Origin of the sequence: Agarivorans sp. DSG3-1, assembly GCF_046774965.1 — a bacterium.
Classification (GTDB): Bacteria; Pseudomonadota; Gammaproteobacteria; order Enterobacterales; family Celerinatantimonadaceae; genus Agarivorans.
The window spans coordinates 3,077,162-3,095,083 of sequence record NZ_CP177241.1; the positions used below are offsets into that span (position 1 = coordinate 3,077,162).

At 41.5% G+C, this 17,922-nt stretch carries 16 protein-coding genes; 8 read left to right on the forward strand and 8 right to left on the reverse strand.

What is annotated here, in order from left to right; genetic code table 11:
• The first annotated feature begins 175 nt into the window (after nucleotides 1-175).
• Together ACLD71_RS14320 and ACLD71_RS14325 are read left to right on the forward strand one after the other, a co-directional pair.
• Nucleotides 176-871: a glutathione S-transferase gene (locus ACLD71_RS14320; RefSeq protein ID WP_411991109.1), complete on the forward strand. Its 696-nt coding sequence runs from the start codon at nucleotides 176-178 to the stop codon at nucleotides 869-871.
• A gap of 222 nt (nucleotides 872-1,093) precedes the next feature.
• On the forward strand, nucleotides 1,094-3,172 hold the full coding sequence (locus ACLD71_RS14325; protein WP_411991110.1) for a DUF4962 domain-containing protein: 2,079 nt from the start codon (nucleotides 1,094-1,096) through the stop codon (nucleotides 3,170-3,172).
• Nucleotides 3,173-3,269: 97 nt separating this feature from the next.
• On the opposite strand, the gene ACLD71_RS14330 is transcribed toward ACLD71_RS14325, so the two are convergent.
• Nucleotides 3,270-4,880 (reverse strand): ABC-F family ATPase, encoded by a 1,611-nt coding sequence (locus ACLD71_RS14330; protein WP_137675120.1) that lies wholly within the window; start codon nucleotides 4,878-4,880, stop codon nucleotides 3,270-3,272.
• 283 nt (nucleotides 4,881-5,163) lie between these two features.
• Between ACLD71_RS14330 and ACLD71_RS14335 the strand changes: the two genes are divergently transcribed.
• Nucleotides 5,164-5,451 carry a hypothetical protein gene (locus ACLD71_RS14335; RefSeq protein WP_411991111.1) on the forward strand — a complete coding sequence of 96 codons (288 nt, stop codon included), beginning with the start codon at nucleotides 5,164-5,166 and terminating at the stop codon, nucleotides 5,449-5,451.
• A gap of 31 nt (nucleotides 5,452-5,482) precedes the next feature.
• Here ACLD71_RS14335 and ACLD71_RS14340 read toward each other — a convergent pair whose 3' ends face one another.
• The 5 genes from ACLD71_RS14340 to ACLD71_RS14360 form a co-directional block, all read right to left on the reverse strand.
• Nucleotides 5,483-5,752: a Txe/YoeB family addiction module toxin gene (locus ACLD71_RS14340; RefSeq protein ID WP_137675118.1), complete on the reverse strand. Its 270-nt coding sequence runs from the start codon at nucleotides 5,750-5,752 to the stop codon at nucleotides 5,483-5,485.
• An 11-nt stretch (nucleotides 5,753-5,763) separates the two neighbouring features.
• Nucleotides 5,764-6,018 carry a type II toxin-antitoxin system Phd/YefM family antitoxin gene (locus ACLD71_RS14345; RefSeq protein WP_137675117.1) on the reverse strand — a complete coding sequence of 85 codons (255 nt, stop codon included), beginning with the start codon at nucleotides 6,016-6,018 and terminating at the stop codon, nucleotides 5,764-5,766.
• A 381-nt stretch (nucleotides 6,019-6,399) separates the two neighbouring features.
• Entirely contained in the window at nucleotides 6,400-7,380 is a 981-nt protein-coding gene (locus tag ACLD71_RS14350; protein ID WP_411991112.1) for a hypothetical protein, read from the reverse strand.
• A 208-nt stretch (nucleotides 7,381-7,588) separates the two neighbouring features.
• Nucleotides 7,589-8,155 carry a thioredoxin family protein gene (locus ACLD71_RS14355; RefSeq protein ID WP_411991113.1) on the reverse strand — a complete coding sequence of 189 codons (567 nt, stop codon included), beginning with the start codon at nucleotides 8,153-8,155 and terminating at the stop codon, nucleotides 7,589-7,591.
• 111 nt (nucleotides 8,156-8,266) lie between these two features.
• Nucleotides 8,267-8,530 carry an Imm32 family immunity protein gene (locus tag ACLD71_RS14360; RefSeq protein ID WP_411991114.1) on the reverse strand — a complete coding sequence of 88 codons (264 nt, stop codon included), beginning with the start codon at nucleotides 8,528-8,530 and terminating at the stop codon, nucleotides 8,267-8,269.
• A gap of 427 nt (nucleotides 8,531-8,957) precedes the next feature.
• Between ACLD71_RS14360 and ACLD71_RS14365 the strand changes: the two genes are divergently transcribed.
• Nucleotides 8,958-9,230, forward strand: a complete 273-nt coding sequence (locus ACLD71_RS14365) for a hypothetical protein (RefSeq protein WP_411991115.1) — start codon at nucleotides 8,958-8,960, stop codon at nucleotides 9,228-9,230.
• Here ACLD71_RS14365 and ACLD71_RS14370 read toward each other — a convergent pair.
• Nucleotides 9,208-11,010, reverse strand: coding sequence for a methyl-accepting chemotaxis protein (locus ACLD71_RS14370; protein WP_411991116.1), 1,803 nt, complete (start codon nucleotides 11,008-11,010; stop codon nucleotides 9,208-9,210). The genes ACLD71_RS14365 and ACLD71_RS14370 overlap by 23 nt on opposite strands.
• Nucleotides 11,011-11,647: 637 nt before the next feature.
• On the opposite strand from ACLD71_RS14370, the gene ACLD71_RS14375 reads away from it, so the two are divergent.
• The 3 genes from ACLD71_RS14375 (at nucleotide 11,648) to ACLD71_RS14385 (ending at nucleotide 16,884) form a co-directional block, all read left to right on the forward strand.
• Complete coding sequence (locus ACLD71_RS14375; RefSeq protein WP_411991117.1) at nucleotides 11,648-12,634, forward strand: hypothetical protein; 987 nt, start codon at nucleotides 11,648-11,650, stop codon at nucleotides 12,632-12,634.
• Between the two features lie 413 nt (nucleotides 12,635-13,047).
• On the forward strand, nucleotides 13,048-15,588 hold the full coding sequence (locus ACLD71_RS14380; RefSeq protein WP_411991118.1) for an ExeM/NucH family extracellular endonuclease: 2,541 nt from the start codon (nucleotides 13,048-13,050) through the stop codon (nucleotides 15,586-15,588).
• Nucleotides 15,589-15,606: 18 nt separating this feature from the next.
• Nucleotides 15,607-16,884, forward strand: coding sequence for an endonuclease (locus ACLD71_RS14385; protein WP_137675109.1), 1,278 nt, complete (start codon nucleotides 15,607-15,609; stop codon nucleotides 16,882-16,884).
• 203 nt (nucleotides 16,885-17,087) lie between these two features.
• On the opposite strand, the gene ACLD71_RS14390 is transcribed toward ACLD71_RS14385, so the two are convergent.
• A complete protein-coding gene (locus ACLD71_RS14390) occupies nucleotides 17,088-17,399 on the reverse strand; it encodes a DUF2834 domain-containing protein (RefSeq protein ID WP_137675108.1) in 312 nt (103 codons plus the stop codon).
• 53 nt (nucleotides 17,400-17,452) lie between these two features.
• Between ACLD71_RS14390 and ACLD71_RS14395 the strand changes: the two genes are divergently transcribed.
• Nucleotides 17,453-17,920, forward strand: coding sequence for a MarR family transcriptional regulator (locus ACLD71_RS14395; RefSeq protein ID WP_411991119.1), 468 nt, complete (start codon nucleotides 17,453-17,455; stop codon nucleotides 17,918-17,920).
• Nucleotides 17,921-17,922 lie beyond the last annotated feature (2 nt).

Genomic DNA, 17,922 nt, shown 5'->3' on the forward strand with positions numbered 1-17,922 from the left:
ATGTCCTTAAGTATCTTTGCTGAGTGCATACTATTGCCTTTGGGTTTGAGTACCAAAAGCTTGGACACTCAATAAAGTGGTCAACTTGTATTGCCTACCGAGCTAAACTAAATGCTAGTCTTATTGGCCATGAAGTGTATTAGCCCGCATTAAACAAAGGATTGTTAAACGCATAATGAAAACCTTACCCATTTTGTACTCTCTGCAAAACTGCCCTTACGCAATGCGTGCGCGCTTGGCAATATTACTTGCTCAGCAAACAATACACTTACGCCCCATAGTGATGAAAAACAAACCCGCAGAGATGCTGGCAGTATCACCTAAAGCTACTGTACCAGTGTTAGTTATTGAGCCTTTAGCCGATGGAAAGCAGAGCGCTAAGCAGCATTCTAGGGAAGCACAGATTATTGATGAGAGCTTAGACATTATGTTATGGGCGTTACAACGTAATGACCCCGAAGATTTACTGCGTGCATCTAATCCTGATGCGCTTGCTGAAATGCTTAATGTTATTGAACAAAATGATAAACAGTTTAAACCCGATCTCGAGCGCTACAAAGACGCTAAACGTTACCACCACGGTGACTTAGAAGCATGTAGATTAAAGTGTGAGCCTTTTGTTCAGGCGCTAGAGCGGCGCTTAAGCCAGCATGCCTTTTTGATGGGGGAGAAAGCCAGCTTATTGGATTACGCCTTATTACCTTTTGTTCGCCAGTTCTCAAAGGTGAATCGTCAGCTTTACTTGCAGGGGCCATATACCCATTTGCAAGCTTGGTTAAATGCCCATTTGCAAAGCCGTTTGTTCTCAAAGGCAATGTTCAAATTTCCACTGTGGCTAGACACGCAGGAAGATATTTTATTTGGTGATTAGCTCGCTTTTCTCTAAAAATTTGAGCAAAACAGAGAAGGACACCCATGCTTCTTTTGTGGTTTGCCTAGCAAATACAAATTCATGTGGAAAATTTGCTATTGATCACGCGTTTTTGACCAAAAATAAAGTGCTAGGTTTTACACTCCGCCTTATTAATAATACAATAGTATTAATTATTTTTATTGAATCCCTCTCCACTTTTTATTGAATAAGAGAGCAAGTATGAGCAAGCAAAAATCCCTTGATGCCATTAGAAAAATGAAGTTAGAAAATGATACTTCAGCTGGCAACCTGGTAGATCTACTTCCTATCGAAGTACAAAAACGCGATTTTGATTTATCGTTTTTAGATAACTTGAGTGAAGCGCGACCGCGCCTTCTTGTTCAAGGTAAAGACCTTACTGAATTTCAAGCCAAGGTGAAAGCTGATCCATCATTTTGTATGTACGATGATTTCATCAAAAACTCGACAGTTAAGTTCTATGAAACAGCACCATTTGACGAGCCTCAAGCCTATCCTGAAGAAACAGTAGGTAAAGCCTCTCTTTGGCGACCTTACTGGCGCCAAATGTACGTTGACTGCCAAATGGCGCTTAATGCCACACGTAATCTCGCTATTGCGGGTATCGTAAGTGAAGACGAAGAGCTTATTGCAAAAGCCAAGGCATGGACTTTAAAGCTGGCCACCTACGATCCAGAAGGTGTTACGTCGCGAGGTTACAACGATGAAGCAGCATTCCGTGTTGTGGCCGCCATGGCGTGGGGTTACGACTGGTTAAATGGTCACTTTACCGACCAAGAGCGTGAAACTGTAAAAGATGCCTTGATTGTTCGCTTAGACGAAATTATGCACCACTTAAAGGTAACGGTTGATCTGCTGAACAACCCACTAAACAGCCACGGTGTACGTTCAATCTCTTCTGCGATTATTCCTACCTGTATCGCGCTTTATCACGATCACCCAAAAGCCGGTGAGTACATTGCCTACGCTTTAGAGTACTACGCAGTGCATTACCCACCATGGGGCGGTGTAGATGGCGGTTGGGCAGAAGGTCCAGATTACTGGAATACTCAAACAGCCTTCTTAGGCGAAGCATTTGACCTATTAAAAGCCTACTGTGGCGTAGACATGTTTAATAAAACATTCTACGAAAACACTGGCGATTTCCCACTGTACTGTATGCCTGTTCACTCTAAGCGTGCTAGCTTTTGTGACCAATCATCTATTGGTGATTACCCAGGCCTTAAACTGGCTTACAACATTAAGCATTACGCGGGTGTTAACCAAAAGCCAGAGTACGTGTGGTACTACAACCAACTTAAAAGCCGTGATACTGAAGCACATACTAAATTCTACAACTTTGGTTGGTGGGACTTTGGTTATGACGATCTTCGCTTCAATATCCTTTGGGATGCACCAGAAGAAAAAGCGCCGTCTAATGACCCGCTACTTAAAGTATTCCCGATCACCGGTTGGGCTGCATTCCACAATAAAATGTGCGAGCGCGAAGAGCACATTCATATGGTATTTAAGTGTTCTCCGTTTGGCTCTATCAGCCACTCACATGGTGACCAAAACGCGTTTACATTACATGCCTTTGGCGAAACGCTTGCTTCGGTAACCGGTTATTATGGTGGTTTTGGGGTAGACATGCATACTAAGTGGCGTCGTCATACCTTCTCTAAAAACTTGCCGCTGTTTGGTGGTAAAGGCCAGTACGGCGAGAACAAGAACACCAAGTTTGAAGGTCACCAAGATCGATACTGTATCGAGGCGGGTGGTAACATCACTGATTATGATACAGAATCTGATGTGAAATTTGTTGAAGGCGACGCGACCGCTTCTTACACGTTCTTTACGCCTGAAATTGAGTCTTACAAACGTAAGGTTTGGTTTGTTAAGGGCAAAGTGTTTGTCATGCAAGACAAAGCAACGCTAACCGAGGAAAAAGATCTTACGTGGTTAATGCATACAACTTATGCAACAGAGACCGCCGACAAATCTTTTGCTATTCAAGGTGAAAAAGCTAACTTAAACGTTCAATTCATTAATGAAAGTGCAGATAAGATCTTATCGGTGAAAAACGTTGAAGGTTTCGGTGAAGTAGACCCATACGAATTTAAAGATCTTGAAGTACACCGCCATGTAGAAGTTGAGTTTAAAGCCGCGAAAGAACACAACATTCTTACGCTGCTAGTGCCTAACAAAAACAGCGGCGATAGCGTAAACGTTTCTCACAAGTTGGTGGGTAATACCTTAGAACTAAGCGTTGATGGTGAAGTAGTTACTATTGAATTGTAATTGCTTAATGAGTTTGCATTAATAACTCGGCCACGAAGCGTTATCAAAAGCCACCCTTGTTGAGGGTGGCTTTTTTGCTTATGTATTAGGTTTTAGTTTAGCCGTTAGCTACTTTTAGCTGTTGTTCTTGGCTGGCCAAGTACTCTTCGTAAGTACCTTGGAAGTCCACCACCTGTTGGTCTTTAATTTCAACAATGCGGGTTGCTAGTGATGAAACAAACTCGCGGTCGTGGCTGACAAAAATAAGCGTGCCGTCGTAGAGCTCTAATGCACTGTTTAGGGCTTCAATTGCTTCCATGTCTAAGTGGTTGGTCGGTTCGTCCATTACCAGCACGTTGCGGTTTTGCAGCATTAATTTGCCAAACAACAAGCGGTTCTTTTCACCACCAGAACATACTTTTGCTTTTTTGTTAAAGTCGTCGGCAGTAAATAATAAACGACCTAGTAAACCACGTACCATTAGGTCGTCGTGTTTGGCATTACGCCATTGCGACATCCAATCGAATAGAGTCAGATCGTTATCAAAGTCACTAGTACTATCTTGAGGGCAGTAACCTACTTCAGCGTTTTCAGACCACTTAACAGTGCCGCTATTAGCCGGTAGTTGCTCAATTAAACAACGTAAAAAGGTGGTTTTGCCTGCACCATTCTCACCAATTACCGCTAGCTTTGCGCCCGCTTCTAAAATGATGTTGCCATTTTTAAATAGCTGGCCGTCTTCAAAGCCATGGCTTAGGTTTTCTGTTACTAGCGCTTGGCGATGTAACTTTTTCTCTTGGCTTAAGCTTATTGATGGGCTGCGGCGGCTAGAGGCTTTTACTTCATCGAGTGTGATCTTTTCCATGCGTTTAGCACGAGAAGTAGCCTGTTTCGCTTTAGAGGCGTTTGCCGAGAAGCGGTTAACAAAGGCTTGTAGCTCGTCTATTTCAGCACTCTTTTTAGCGTTTTCAGTATGTAGCTGTTCTCTAATTAGCGAAGACGCTTCAATGAATTTTTCGTAGTTACCTGGGTAAATACGCAGCTCGCCGTAATCAATATCAGCCATGTGAGTACATACCGAGTTTAAAAAGTGGCGGTCGTGCGAAATGATAATCATGGTGCATTTACGCTGGTTAAGCACCGTGCCTAGCCATTCAATGGTATGAATGTCCAAGTTGTTGGTGGGCTCGTCGAGTAGCAGAATGTCTGGGTTGGCAAACAAGGCTTGAGCTAACAATACGCGTAGTTTCCAGCCGGGAGCCACTTGAGCCATTAAACCGTAATGAAACTCTTCGGCAATACCGGCTTCTAGTAAAATCTCGCCAGCGCGGCTTTCGGCACTGTAGCCGTCCATTTCGGCGAACTCTGTTTCAAGGTTGGCTACTTTCATGCCGTCTTCTTCAGACATCTCTGGCAGCGAGTAAATGCGGTCACGCTCTTGTTTTACTTTCCACAGTGCTGCATCACCCATAATTACCGTATCAACCACGGTGTATTCTTCAAAGGCAAACTGGTCTTGGCTTAGGGTACCTACTGTTTCACCAGGCGTGATAGATACGTTGCCAGAGCTTGGCACCAATTCACCACTTAGAATCTTCATAAAGGTTGATTTACCGCAACCGTTAGCGCCAATTAAGCCATAACGATTACCGTTACCAAACTTAGCTGAGATGTTTTCGAACAAAGGCGTAGCGCCAAACTGCATGGTGATGTTTGCGGTAGAAATCAAAAGGTAATCCCGATTAGATAAATAAGGCTGTTAAGCAAGCACGCAAAGACAAGCGTATAAGGGGGCGCACTATAAAGAAAAGTGTGACCAATGTCGAGTTAAGTTGTATGAAGTTTAAACAGTACTTACTAGCGGCGGCCTTATTTGAATGGGTCCTTCATTTGGCTTTAAGCCACTAGCATTAGAAAGTGTGCGTAGACTTATAAGGTTGTGCCAATTGGCAAGCGAAAGAGCGGCTGAGTAGGGGGGAGGCGATTTTCGCATCGCCTAGTCCTTAGCCACTATGTCTGTTATCAATAACCATGAGAAGCGAATCCCCGACCGCCGCAAAACATTGCTTGGTAATATTGAAAAAGCAGTCTGGTTAGACGATGAAAAGCTACTCGATGCAACGCTTGATTCTATCGACCACTTTAATGATAAAAAACCTGAGTTTGGTATTGGCAGCAAGAATATTGAGGCCAGTTTGAAAGCCAGAGCGCGGTCTAGCAGTAAAACGCTCAACGGTATATATCTCGATAAGATGTCAGAACACTTGCGAGCGCAAGGACGCTTTGCTGATTACGATTAGAAACAAAAGCCCCGCATAGAGCAGGGTTTAATTACTTACTATAGTGATAACGACAGCTGACAATATTTATTTGGCTATCTGTAATCTGATAAACGATTCTATCGGCGCTAGTTATTCGTCTAGACCAAAATCCGCTCAGATTTCCTTTAAGTGGTTCAGGCTTTCCAATGCCTTTAAATGGTTCTCGCTGTATCGCTTCAATAAGCTTGTTTATTTGCTTAACTATTTTGGCGTTTTCCGTTTGCCAACCCTTGTAATCCTTCCATGCAATATCTGTAAAATTAATAGTGCGTTTCGGCATCGATTAACAACCTATACTTTCATCAATTCACGCTCTTTAGCTTCGCCAGCTTTAAGCTGCGCTATTGAATCGTTTAAGTGTATGGCATTCGCTGGATTGGATAATAAATGTAGTGTTTCTTGCCAGCTGTTAAATTCACTAACTGACATTACCACTACGTCGTCACCTTCACGCCTATGTATAAGCGCTTGATCACAATCATTAGTCACCGAATCCAGCATACTCTTAAGATTGGCTCGCGCCTCTGAATAAGAATAAGCCTTCATTATTGACACCTCTTTTTAAAGTTCTACCTAGCTGTACAATCATTTAGTTGTACTTATTTACGTACAAGTATAAAGCGACTTAAATTTTTTATCAATAGATGGCGTTTCATACTTGAAGCTAAGACTTTAACCCCCATCTATTTAGTAACGTTAACTTACTGCTACCGAAATCTGGTACAGATAGCGGTACATATTTTTAAATCGAGGTATTTACAAAAATGACAAACCCAGTAACGCAGGGCTTTGGAGCGGATACTAAACGCTTACTTCAATTGGTGATCCGCTATCTCAACTATTGAATAACTACCCTTAAATACACCCACGCCAAAATTGGCTTTATCCGACTTTAAAGACTCACTAGCGTTAACCAAAGTAAACAATCTATTTTACTTGGTATCTCAATAGCACCTTGTTATCTAGTACAACGTTTGTTGACCATATAAAGCTGGCCCCGGCACCACTAAATTTCTCAATAAAGTTCATGTAGGCTTTTTTATTGTTCACGCCTATTTCATCTTCAGTATATAAAGTCGCCCGAGGCCAAGACTGCGCGTCAAAGCCTTTTGCCATCCAATCTTGTGGTGTAGGCCAGTGCACCGCATAAGCATCTTTCCCATCATCGGTGCCTTGAGTGCTACAGTTTTCTGATAAGCGTCGACCTTTAATTTCCTGTAGGCAAGTAAGATCATATATCGGCGAGGTATAGAATGTTTGCGCTTGCCAATCGCTATTGGTAACCGTTCCGTCGCTAAAGCTGGCAATAAAGCCTCCGTCGCCAGGGTGAAAAGCCTTACCGCGGTTATCCTCTGAACCCAGCCCTAGGTTTTCTTCCCAATCAATGACTTTTACCGCAATGCTATAGGGTTTGCTGGCTTTAAATCTCACGACACTTGAATTGAAAGGCGTAAATGGCACGCTATCCACGGCAATGAGCACACCATTGATATACAGCTCAAAGTAATTGTCTGCAAAAATATAGCCGGTTATTTCGTCTCCCTCAGGGTCGACAATTACAAGAGGGACAGATGTCTCATCGACATCAGCGATACTTTTATGAGTAACTCCTGCACACTCTTCATACAAATCGACAGCCTTAGGCCCAGAAGCAAAGTTGTTGTTTGCTGGCACCGTCCATACTTGGCCGTTGGAGTCGGTAATTTCTCCTATACCTGCAACACGGCTGCGGCCGTTTTTACACTCAAAAATATTCGACTCAAGGGTTTTAGCAAGGCCTTGGGTAATGCTGCCAGAACCGCTGTAGTTGTTAATACCATTGGCTGACGTTACTGGCGACATAGATAAAAGGGTAGTGAACATGATGGCTGAAGAGGCGGTGATGCCTCGTTGAGAATTGAGGTTCATTTAGAGCCTATATTATTGATCCCTGATTCCCTTCAGCTTAGTTGCTAAGTGATTTACACACAAAAAGAATAAAGGTTATAGAGCCTGCGAGTAGGAAATGCTTGGCGTTTAAGTCAGGCTTATTAGCCCTCACCACTTCAAGCCACTTATTAGGCTATTGACTAGAACAGTGGTAGGCAACTCAACTGACTAGCATGTATATCTCTATTCATTGGATGCTTTTGATAGATGAATCAATGATGGTATCCAAATAGTTGGCTGACTTTGTCTTCCATTTCCCATTGATTTTCTCCATAAACGTTAGCCAGGTGGGAGGCTTGTCGAATTGGTTTTGTATTAAGACTGTTGGGTATCCTTTACCACCCAAAGATTCGAATAATAAACTTTCGTCATCCCCGGCTTCGGGGGATATATTTACCTTAATTATGCGCTTCAAAGAGGTTTTCCCTCTATATGTTGATAATAACTCCTTTTCCAACAGCCGACAGTAACCGCACCAATCTGCTTGAAAATATAATAAAACGGGTACATTAATTCGTTCACTAAGCTCTAGTGCTTCTATATAACCTGGGTAATTACGATACCATTTAGAGTCATTATAGAGACCTTTAACTTCCTCAGAAGAGTTACTGTTATTAGCCTTAAGATTTACGATTTCTCCGTCGCATTTTTTATCCGTAAACACAACTTTTCCTGCTACATTACATTTATATATTTGGCTCGCATAACAATCGCCGATTAGACAAATAGTAAATAGAAATAGTGCGATTTTCATATCGGCTAATCTCCAGTATTGAGTGAGTAAACGTTCTACTCAGCCGGCGCATTAGCGCGTGGCTGGGTTCGCTTGTCAGAGCTTCTAAAGCTCATGCTTAGTTTTCCACTCTTAGGTCCATGCATATAGCTTTACATGATGAACTTGAGTACACCCATTAATTCTCTCGGATTCTAGCATTGTGTTTGTAAGTTCATATCCCGCCCAATCTTCAGTATGAAGATGGTCGTGATCACAAACACCAGATTCCAACTCGGTGATCATTGAGTCAATAGAGCCTCTTAATCGCTTTAGGCCACTTAAATCCGCATGAATGTAGATTACATCCCCATCGGTTTTTGTCACCACGCTAAGAAGTTCCGGCTTTTCTATCATTGTCTTATAGCTCTAACAGTCTATTAAGAGGAAAAGTGCCTTGTTTAAACAAAGGGGCGGACTCTTTTCATATATTTTGTAACAGCAAGGCTATCACCTTTTCTTTTTTATATCAGCCATCTAGGTTATTATTTGATTAAAATGTCAATATAAATATCAGTTAATGAAAAAGCCTGTGGAAAGAATGAGTCAAAAATTATGGGTAAATAATCGCAGTTTTTTCCCCGCCAAAAAGTAAGAAAGTGAAGGGGAAAGTAGGTCATCAGGAGTATTTCCGGGAGCTTCTGTAACTGGTAACTGGGTAGAGCATTAGTCACAAAAACGAGCCCCTTGCACTGTACTCGCTTTTGTCGTCTTACTCCTATTCTTGTTCCAATTTCAATTCGCCTTCATCTAACTAAAACTGCTCCAGATTATAAAGGGGGCTTTGTTTGGCCTTAAGTCAGTGCATTTAAATAAACGCTGCCTACAACGCGCTGATATCCACTCTGAAAATACCACCGTAGATAAATTGGCTGAGGGTGTTGAGGCCAAAAAGCCTATAGATCGCAGTGCTATAGCGATGATGCTACCCAATCAATCGGGGGCAAGTACTGGCATCAATAACAAAGCCCTCTGGCGAGGGCTCTACATTGCTTCACATTGGCAACTTTCTATGTTGCTGAGTGGTGTCAGATTTAATCAGAACTTACGCATTTAAAATGGCCAACAAGCGCATCCAAATCTAATGCCATTGATTTGAGTTGATCACTAGAGGTTTCGATATTCTGTGAGGCCAATAAGCTGCGTTGGCTGCTATCGTTGATATTGACAACATGAGTGTTTATTTCGTTAATCACGATTGATTGCTGTTCAGTCGCTGTTGCGATTTGGGTATTGAGATCAGAGATGTGCTTCACTCTGTCTACTACTTGGCTTAGTTGCGCACTGGTTTGGCTAGCGGCCTCTACGCTTAACTTTGCGTGTTCGCGGCTTCGATGAACTGAATTAACGGCATCTTTAGCGCCGTTTTGTAAATCAATAATCATTTGATTTATTTCTACTGTAGATTGATTGGTGCGTTGAGCAAGGTTACGAACCTCGTCAGCAACCACGGCAAACCCACGGCCTTGTTGTCCAGCTCTTGCGGCCTCAATGGCGGCATTTAACGCGAGCAAATTGGTTTGTTCTGATATTCCTTGTATAACCTCTACTACCTTAACAATAGCAATACTCTGCTTTTCTAAGTTATCGATGCTAGCGTAAACCTGTTCCATTTCTTTAGACATTACGTCAATGGTTTCTGAGGATTTATTCACCACTATTTGTGCGCCGGCCATTTTATCGGTGGCTTCATTAGTAGCTTGCGCAGCAACGCTAGCGTTTTGGGCAATATCGGTAATGGTTGAGCTCATTTCATTCATGGCCACCGAGACTTGATTCGCTTCTTTACGCTGTTTATCTAACGCTATCTTTGATTCTTTTGCGTCGTTGTTTACGTTTCCAGAAGCCGCTTTAACTTTGGTGGATGTTAAGGACACATCTTGTACAACCGTTTGCACATTTTTGACGAAGTTATTAAATCCAGAGGCTAAACTGGCAATTTCTCGTATGTTCCCTTCCTCGATTCGAGAAGTTAAATCTCCGTTATCTTCACCTAGCTCTTGAAACGTTTGCGACATCTTTTCTATTGGTTTAATTAAGCTATTGGCGAGAATGGTACAAACAGCAATGAAAGCGCCAATAATAATGATTAAAACGATAATAATGTGCGTTCTAGCTTCATTTAATCCAGCGTAAAGCTCACTCTTGGGCACTTCTGCAACAACGTACCAATCTAAGCTTTGTATATAACTAGATGCAATAATGTATTTGTCGGTATGAATAAATGAGAAGTCTCGTTTTGTAAATAGCGATTGAGTATCATAGCCCTTATAGAAATCGGCCACTTTTTGATTATCGTTAAATGCATATTGCTTATGCACTTTAGTGAAACCTTCATGATCAACCAGATAGACAAAGCCTGTTTTCTCAATGGTGTATTCGTTTAAGGTATTAATCATGGTATCAAAGGACTTAGATACTCCAGCAAGTCCTCGGCCATTAGGCTGTTGGTAATTGATGTATACATCGGTTTTTCCATTACTGCCTTTATAGACACTTGAGCCTACAGCCACACCGCTATTTTTTAATCGTTGAAACCAACCATCACGCGGTAAGTTCATTACTCGAAGAAACCCATCTTGGTTCCAAAATTTATCTGTTTTCTTATCTGCAAAAGACGTATTGCTAAATTGATTGTCTTTGGCAATGCCATTTAAATATTGAGTTAACAGTTGTTCGCCTTGCGCGCTTTCGCCTTGCTCAAGCCAACCAATAATCATTGGGTTATGGGAAATAGAGCGAGCGATCATTTCCATCGAAACTATTTCGCTGTCTATAGAGTTTCTTATTTTCTGAACAAGATTAGGTAAGTCCAATTGTTCCAGGCGGGTTACCATAAGGTTTCTTGATGTTGATTGTCCAACGTAAGCGACAATAGCAGTGGAAGCAATAATGGCTAAAAGCATCGTTGTTATCATACGGTTCTTTATTGATAACGTAAGAAATCCTTTCATTTATATGTCCTTGTATATCTAAAGCTTATTTCAATGTGTAGCCGTGATGATTTAAAACAATAATGTATGAATATTTTGTTTTTCGAACGTTTTTTAATCTGCACCCGCTTTTTGTTATTTTAATACCATTTTTTATTTAAATAAATGGTTTGATTTTTTAGCTGGTGTTTATTTGATCTTTATCTTGTTTGTCTAAGATTTTAATTTTTAGATGGTTTGTGTGAAAATGTTATTTAGTTGAATCTTTATTGTCTTCTAAGGCTTTTAGGTGAATGCTTATTCGTAAGGGGATGATTTATTTATTTTTATTGCTCTTTATGTTTTTGTTTGTTTTATATTTTGGCTTCTTAAGTTATTGATTCGTTTGAGCTGTTTGAATATATTCGCCGGGTGTTTGGCTTCAATACTATTGAAGCGGTGCTTTAATGTTCACTTGTTAATGGTTTGTTTGTGAGAAGTTTATTTAAGGGCGCTTTTTACATCTTATCTTTTTATATTAAAATGAATCAAAGGGATTTAAATGAAAAGGAATGCAATTGCATTTTCTATTGCAGCTTTATTGGGAATGGGTTTAACCACTTCTGTATCAGCCATTACTTTGTATGAAACGGCTGAGGGCGATTACGTAAAACTGAATGGCCGCATAGAAGTAGGCGGTTGGTTTGGCAAGTCTCACAATGACCTTGGAGAAGAGTGGACTTGGTATCAAGGCTACGCCGATGACACTTTTGCCGATATTAGTTTTGAAGGCAGAACTGGGGATGTGTACGGTGTACTGGATATCGATTTTGAACGCATGACTTGGACTCAAGACAATGAATTTCAAACTGTTTTGGATAAGGTTTATGTTGGCTGGGAGTTTTTGCCAGAGCACTTTGTAGAATTTGGTAGAAACGATACCGCTTATGATGATGTTGACTCTCACGGTGATTTCTCTGTAGATAGCGCACGCGAAGTAAAAGAGGCTGGCGACCAAGATAATACGATTAAATATCAAGGAAGTTACAACAACGTACAGATGGGTATGTCTTACTCATTGAGAGGCTGGGATGAATACCTAACAGACTCTCGCGAAGGCGCGGTATTTAATGGTTATGTGGGTTACTTTGCTAACAACTGGTCATTACTATTTGGTGGTGAAACAGCAAAAGAATACGGCGAAATATATTCTCTACACGGCACTTATTTCCTCGGTGATTGGGGCTTTGGTGGTTTAGTTTCCGTTGAAGACCGACAAGAGGAGAATGGTTACTTATCTCAAGATAATATTATTGCTGTTTTATCCGCTTCTTATCAAATTACAAGTACTGTAGAAGCCGTTGTAACGTATTCTAATATTAGCTTTGACGAAGAATATAAGTATTACGAAGAAGAGCAGGTTAACGAAGATTGGTTCACCGTAGGTGTGAACTATCATTATCGCCCTAATGTACGTCTTGCAGCGGAAGTAACAAGCGGTGGCGAAGATGGAACATTCAGTTATGCCAAGCTTTATTACAGCTTCTAGTTGTTCACTAATCATGATGTTTTTTGAAATATAAGCTACTAACCACGAGTGTTTAGGCAATGTTTGGTATGTTTTTAATCATTGCCTGATTTTTCTCCTGTGTATAGTTTATGTTCAAAAATTAAATGACATTACATGAAGGGTTTTTCTACTAGATTAAGAATGTTGTTTATATTAAACCCATCTAATTACGCTTATATACTTATGGTATTTTATTTTTATTTTACATAAATAATAAAAGTGACTTAGTTAGCTTGTGTGATTTTTTTTGGTGTGCCTGTAATGAATGCAGAAAATATAGACAACTACCCTGTGTTTACTATTGCCGAAGCTTAATAGAGGTGTCGTAAATACCAAACTATTAGCAATGGTAAGCACAGCTTGTAGCAATACTTATATTAAAGGTTACACATATGGATATTTATAAATACTCTGCTGTATCGTTAGCGCTGTTTGCACTAACAGCAAATGCAGAGGTGTTTAGCCCGCAGGCCGCTAATGCAGGGGCGGAGTCATCACAAAAAACAACCGAAACAATGTTGTTTACTGCGCAAAGCCTAGCGGCAGAAGAGCCCGCTTTTGACCAAGAAGCCACCATTGCCACCTTGCAAGGAGAGGGGCCTCATTCGCCATTTACCGATCCAGATAACAATAAATTTTACTCAGATGAAGTGTTTAAAGTACAGGGTGTTATTACTTACCTTAAGGCCTCAAATGGGGTGATGACACGGGGTTTTTACATTCAGGATCCTCAAGTTGATGAAAGCAGTTGTGCATCTAGTGGAATATTTGTTTATCAAAATCCTTATGGATTAGATCTGAATGTAGGGGATGAGGTGTATGTTTATGCCAAGGTTCAGGAATACTATGGCTTGTCTCAATTAACCAGTGTACAAGGTGTTGTAAAGACCGGCGTAACCAGCGTTATTGAGCCTACCCCGTTACAGGTTAAAGATTGTGTTGTTGATGGGGTATCAGAGCAAGATAACTTTGAGATTACGCTAGAGCGTTACGAGAACATGCTAGTGCGCTTTGATGAGCTATCACACATGAAAGTCGCGCGTACGTTTGGTTTTGACTACAGTGATTTCCGCAATAATATGACCGCCTCTCACGGTACTCTCAACTATCATCCTAATCAAAAAAATGTGCCAGGTTCAGACGAAGCGATTGCCGCTGCGCAGGCAAATAAAATGCGTAGGGTGATTATTGAGTCAGAAGATAAAGCGGAAAATGGTGTTTTACCGTGGTATCCCAACTTTGGTAAAGATGACGGAACGGGAACTACTGCTGATTATATTCGTGTTGGCGCCACGATAGATGGCATGGAAGGGATTGTTAATTACTCATACGATGAGTATCGCTTGTTTGTAACAAATACCGCCGACGCCAGTTTTTTCAACCATAGCGGAATTGAACGAACGGCGCGTCCTGATGTGAAAGAAGCAGATGTTAAAATTGGTGCTTTTAACGTTTTAAACTTCTTTACGTCTCCTTTTGGTGGCGCTAATAACCCTTTAGAGCAAAATCGAGGAGCAGAGAAATTTGCCGACCTTGAAACTCAGGGAGCCAAGTTAGCAAGCGCTATGTTAGCCATTGACGCCGATATTTTTAGCTTTTTAGAAGTAGAAAATAACGGTTACGACGCCATGTCATCAATCGTTACCATTACTCAATTACTGAACGCAGAACTGCCACGTGAGAAGCACTATGCGGTTATGCGCCACTCTGACTCAAAAATTGTGGGCAGTGACGCCATTAGTACCAAAATTATCTACCGTCCTTCGGTAGTGAGTCTCGAAAGCGTAAAGATTATTAATATGCCTGAGCAGCATGTTCATCCTCGCTATTGGCCAACAGGTGTTGAAGCTAGCTCTGCATTTCAGCGTGCTTCAATGACGGGTACCTTTACAGTAAATGGCAGTGGTGAGCGGCTAATTTTGTCTACCAATCATTTTAAATCGAAAGGATCAGAATGTTGGGAAGATTACGACCAAGAAACCGGTGAACTAACCGATATAGATGCGCAAGGTTATTGTGAGAATTTTCGCGTTTCTGCTGCTTATCATTTAGGCGAGACTTTAGCGGAGTTAGAGGGGCACAAAATCATTCTTGGTGATTTAAATTCTTATGCCAAAGAAGACGCCATAATGCTGTTAACTAATACTGCGCCCTCTGGTTATCCGCTTAAAGCGGCACGCAATACTTACGTAAATGGCAATGAGTTGCACGGCAATGGAGGCGCAGTGCTCAGTGATCGCTACAACTACGTTGACATTATTGGCCAACTGCACCCTGATGGTTTTAGTTACGCTTATGGCGATACCGTTGGTAATTTAGATTACACCTTAATTTCACCAAGCCTTGTTCCGCATGTTATAGATGCAACGGAATGGAATATTAATTCTCGTGAATCCACTTTGTTTGAGTACTCAACGGCGTATACCGGGGAGTTTCCCAAATATCGAGACCCTTACCGGTCGTCTGACCATGATCCTGCCATTTTAACCTTAGCGTTTTTAGATAAGCATGAGTTAGGAGAGTCTATCGACTTACCTACCGTGCCTAAGGACATGCCAAGTGAAAACCATCCTAAGCAGGGTGATACCTTTACTGCCGTTGTGGATTTAACCCAGTTAGGTGTAACGAGCCTACAAATAGGGGAAACCATTCAAACGATTATTTCAGATAGAAATCAATATGACGTGTCTACTTACTCACGCAGTCAAATTCGCGTATTGAATAGCAGTGATATTCAGCGAGGGTGGGTTTCTATGCCGTTAATCAACGTTGGGTATGGAGAAAACCTTGTATCTTACTTTCACAACGACAGCCTAATCAGTGAGCGTTCAATACTGGTGAATGAGCAAGATAAAACGCATGGCGGTAGCGCGGCGGGTTACTTAATGATGATGTTAGTAATGGTGGGCTTTATTCGCCGCCGTCAGGCTTAGGGATAAAAGGAAAACCTTATGAGACTTAAAAATACCTATGCTGCCATGGCGTTATGTTTACTTGCTGTTGGGTGTGCAAAGGAGCATGAATACGACAATACCATGTTGGTGATTGAAGTGATGACCGACAGAGCTGCGGGTGAGTTATCTTGGGCTTTGTATGATGCCGACGCGAATAAAATTCGTCAAAGCCAAGACTATGACAACGAAACCTATTATGAAGAAGTGATTGCTCTACAACCGAATAGTTATCGTTTTGTGCTAACCGATACCGGTAATGATGGGATTTGTTGTACTCATGGTGCAGGGCGAGTGACGCTAAAGCTTGATGGAGAGGTAATTGCTAACGTCGAGGAGTTTGACGAAAACGGCGAACTGTTTGTTGACGAATACATTTCTCGTTTTGACGTTGCTAACTACTCGGGTCACACTGCCACAAACTTACGGTCTGAGTATCAGGCCGCCGAAGGTTTACGTGGCTACGAACTAAAAACAGCGCTGCATCAGATAAGTTCTTCCAACCACACAATTCAAAGCACTAGCTTAATCAATGACTTTATTGCTGAAAATGACTTGGACGTATACTTCGATGATAAGCAAGGTGTGGACATTGTCGATATATTTTCAGAAAACCCTACTGGCCAGGACCCTTATAATTACCTGCCCATTGTTGATGTTTGTGAAAGTGGTTCATATCCCGATGAAGAAGGCGTTTGTTACAGCTATGCCCGCATGTTCCGTACAGAGTTGCTAGGCAGCAGCAATCGTTATCCGATGGATCGTGATATTCACCATATTTTTGGTGTAGACAGCAGTATTGGGTCGTTACACCGTACCGATAGTAATAATGCTAAACCCTTTGGTTTTGTTAGCCCTTACGATAGCCAATGGAAGGGGAAAAATGGTACCGAATATGGTTATGGGCACCCAGAACGAGGTAACCAAAATTATTTCGTATTTGAGCCTATTAACGAGTTTAAAGGTGATATTGCTCGTGCGTTGTTGTATTTGGCTATTCGTTATGAAGATAAGGTGTCTAATTGGATAGATGTATCTAACAGCAACGTATCGGTAAGCCGTATTCTTGATGGAAGTAACGATAAAGTGTTTAAAACTTGGCAGTTACGCACCTTAATGGAGTGGCACCTTAACGATCCTGTTAGTCAAAAAGAACAAGATCGTAACGACGCTGCACAACGTTACCAAGGTAATCGAAACCCATTAATTGACCACCCTGAGTTGGTAAAACTCATTTGGCAAGTTGAAGGGACTACAGCATGGGAAGCCTTTGAATAAAAGGTACTAGCGCATGAGATGGTAATCACCAAGTTTAGTTAAGGGTAAACCGCTTTTTAGTCAGCGTCCTACACTGGGTCGTGACTCCCTTTTTACATTTTTTGCATATAGCCTTGTCCTGGTGTTAACCAACCCAGGATAAGGCTTTTTTGTTCGCATTTACTTTTGATTGAAGCACTTTGAATAAGCTTAAATCTTGCTTGCTAAAGCAAACTGTCGGCTTTAGTTTTTGCATATAAGTAAGCAGGTAGCGCACAACTTAAGCCAATGGTGAGGTTCAGTACAATGAACAAGTAGGGCTTGGGTGAGTGAGCTTGTTGGTTTTTAAACATGAATAGCCAAAACACTAATGAGCTAATTAGCAAGTCGGCACTGAAGCCCGCAGCGGCGCCATTGGCAAATAAGGCACTAACAAACAGCGTTAAGCTTATTCCGTGTAGATTAAAAAACTCAAAGAAAAACAGGTAAGGAACTACCGCACCCACAATGGCTAACAATAAGTAGAGATGTTTCATATTCTGTCCTTATGTATACTTGGTTGACATAAGCCTAGTGAGAGGAAATGACTATGTCAACAAGGTTGACAAATAAAGGCGTGGCAATGGTAGACAGCCGCTCGCTACAGTTGGTTATGACGGGTGCTAAGGTTCAAGATTTAGCGGGTCATTACTTGTGTACAGCATTGACGGGCAAAGGTTATCTCTCAATCACGCCAAATACTCTGCACTTCTTAAGTGCCTTAGAGTGCGGTATTAACTACGGTTCTGAGATTGCTCGAAACTTAGGTGTTAGCCGACAAATGGTGGCTAAAACAGTGAAAGATTTATGCTTAAAGGGCTATTTAGAGCAAACCGATGGCGTGGGTAAGCAAAAGCAAATAGTGTTTACTACGCAAGGCGAGTTGTTGATGGCCGACGCTAGGTTACTGTTGGTTGAGCTAGACAATAAACTCACTACAGAAATAGGGAGTGAGGGTTTAGCTCAAGTGCTTAAAGGTTTATCGGCTATTCAAGCGGTGTTAGCCAACACCGAGTAAAC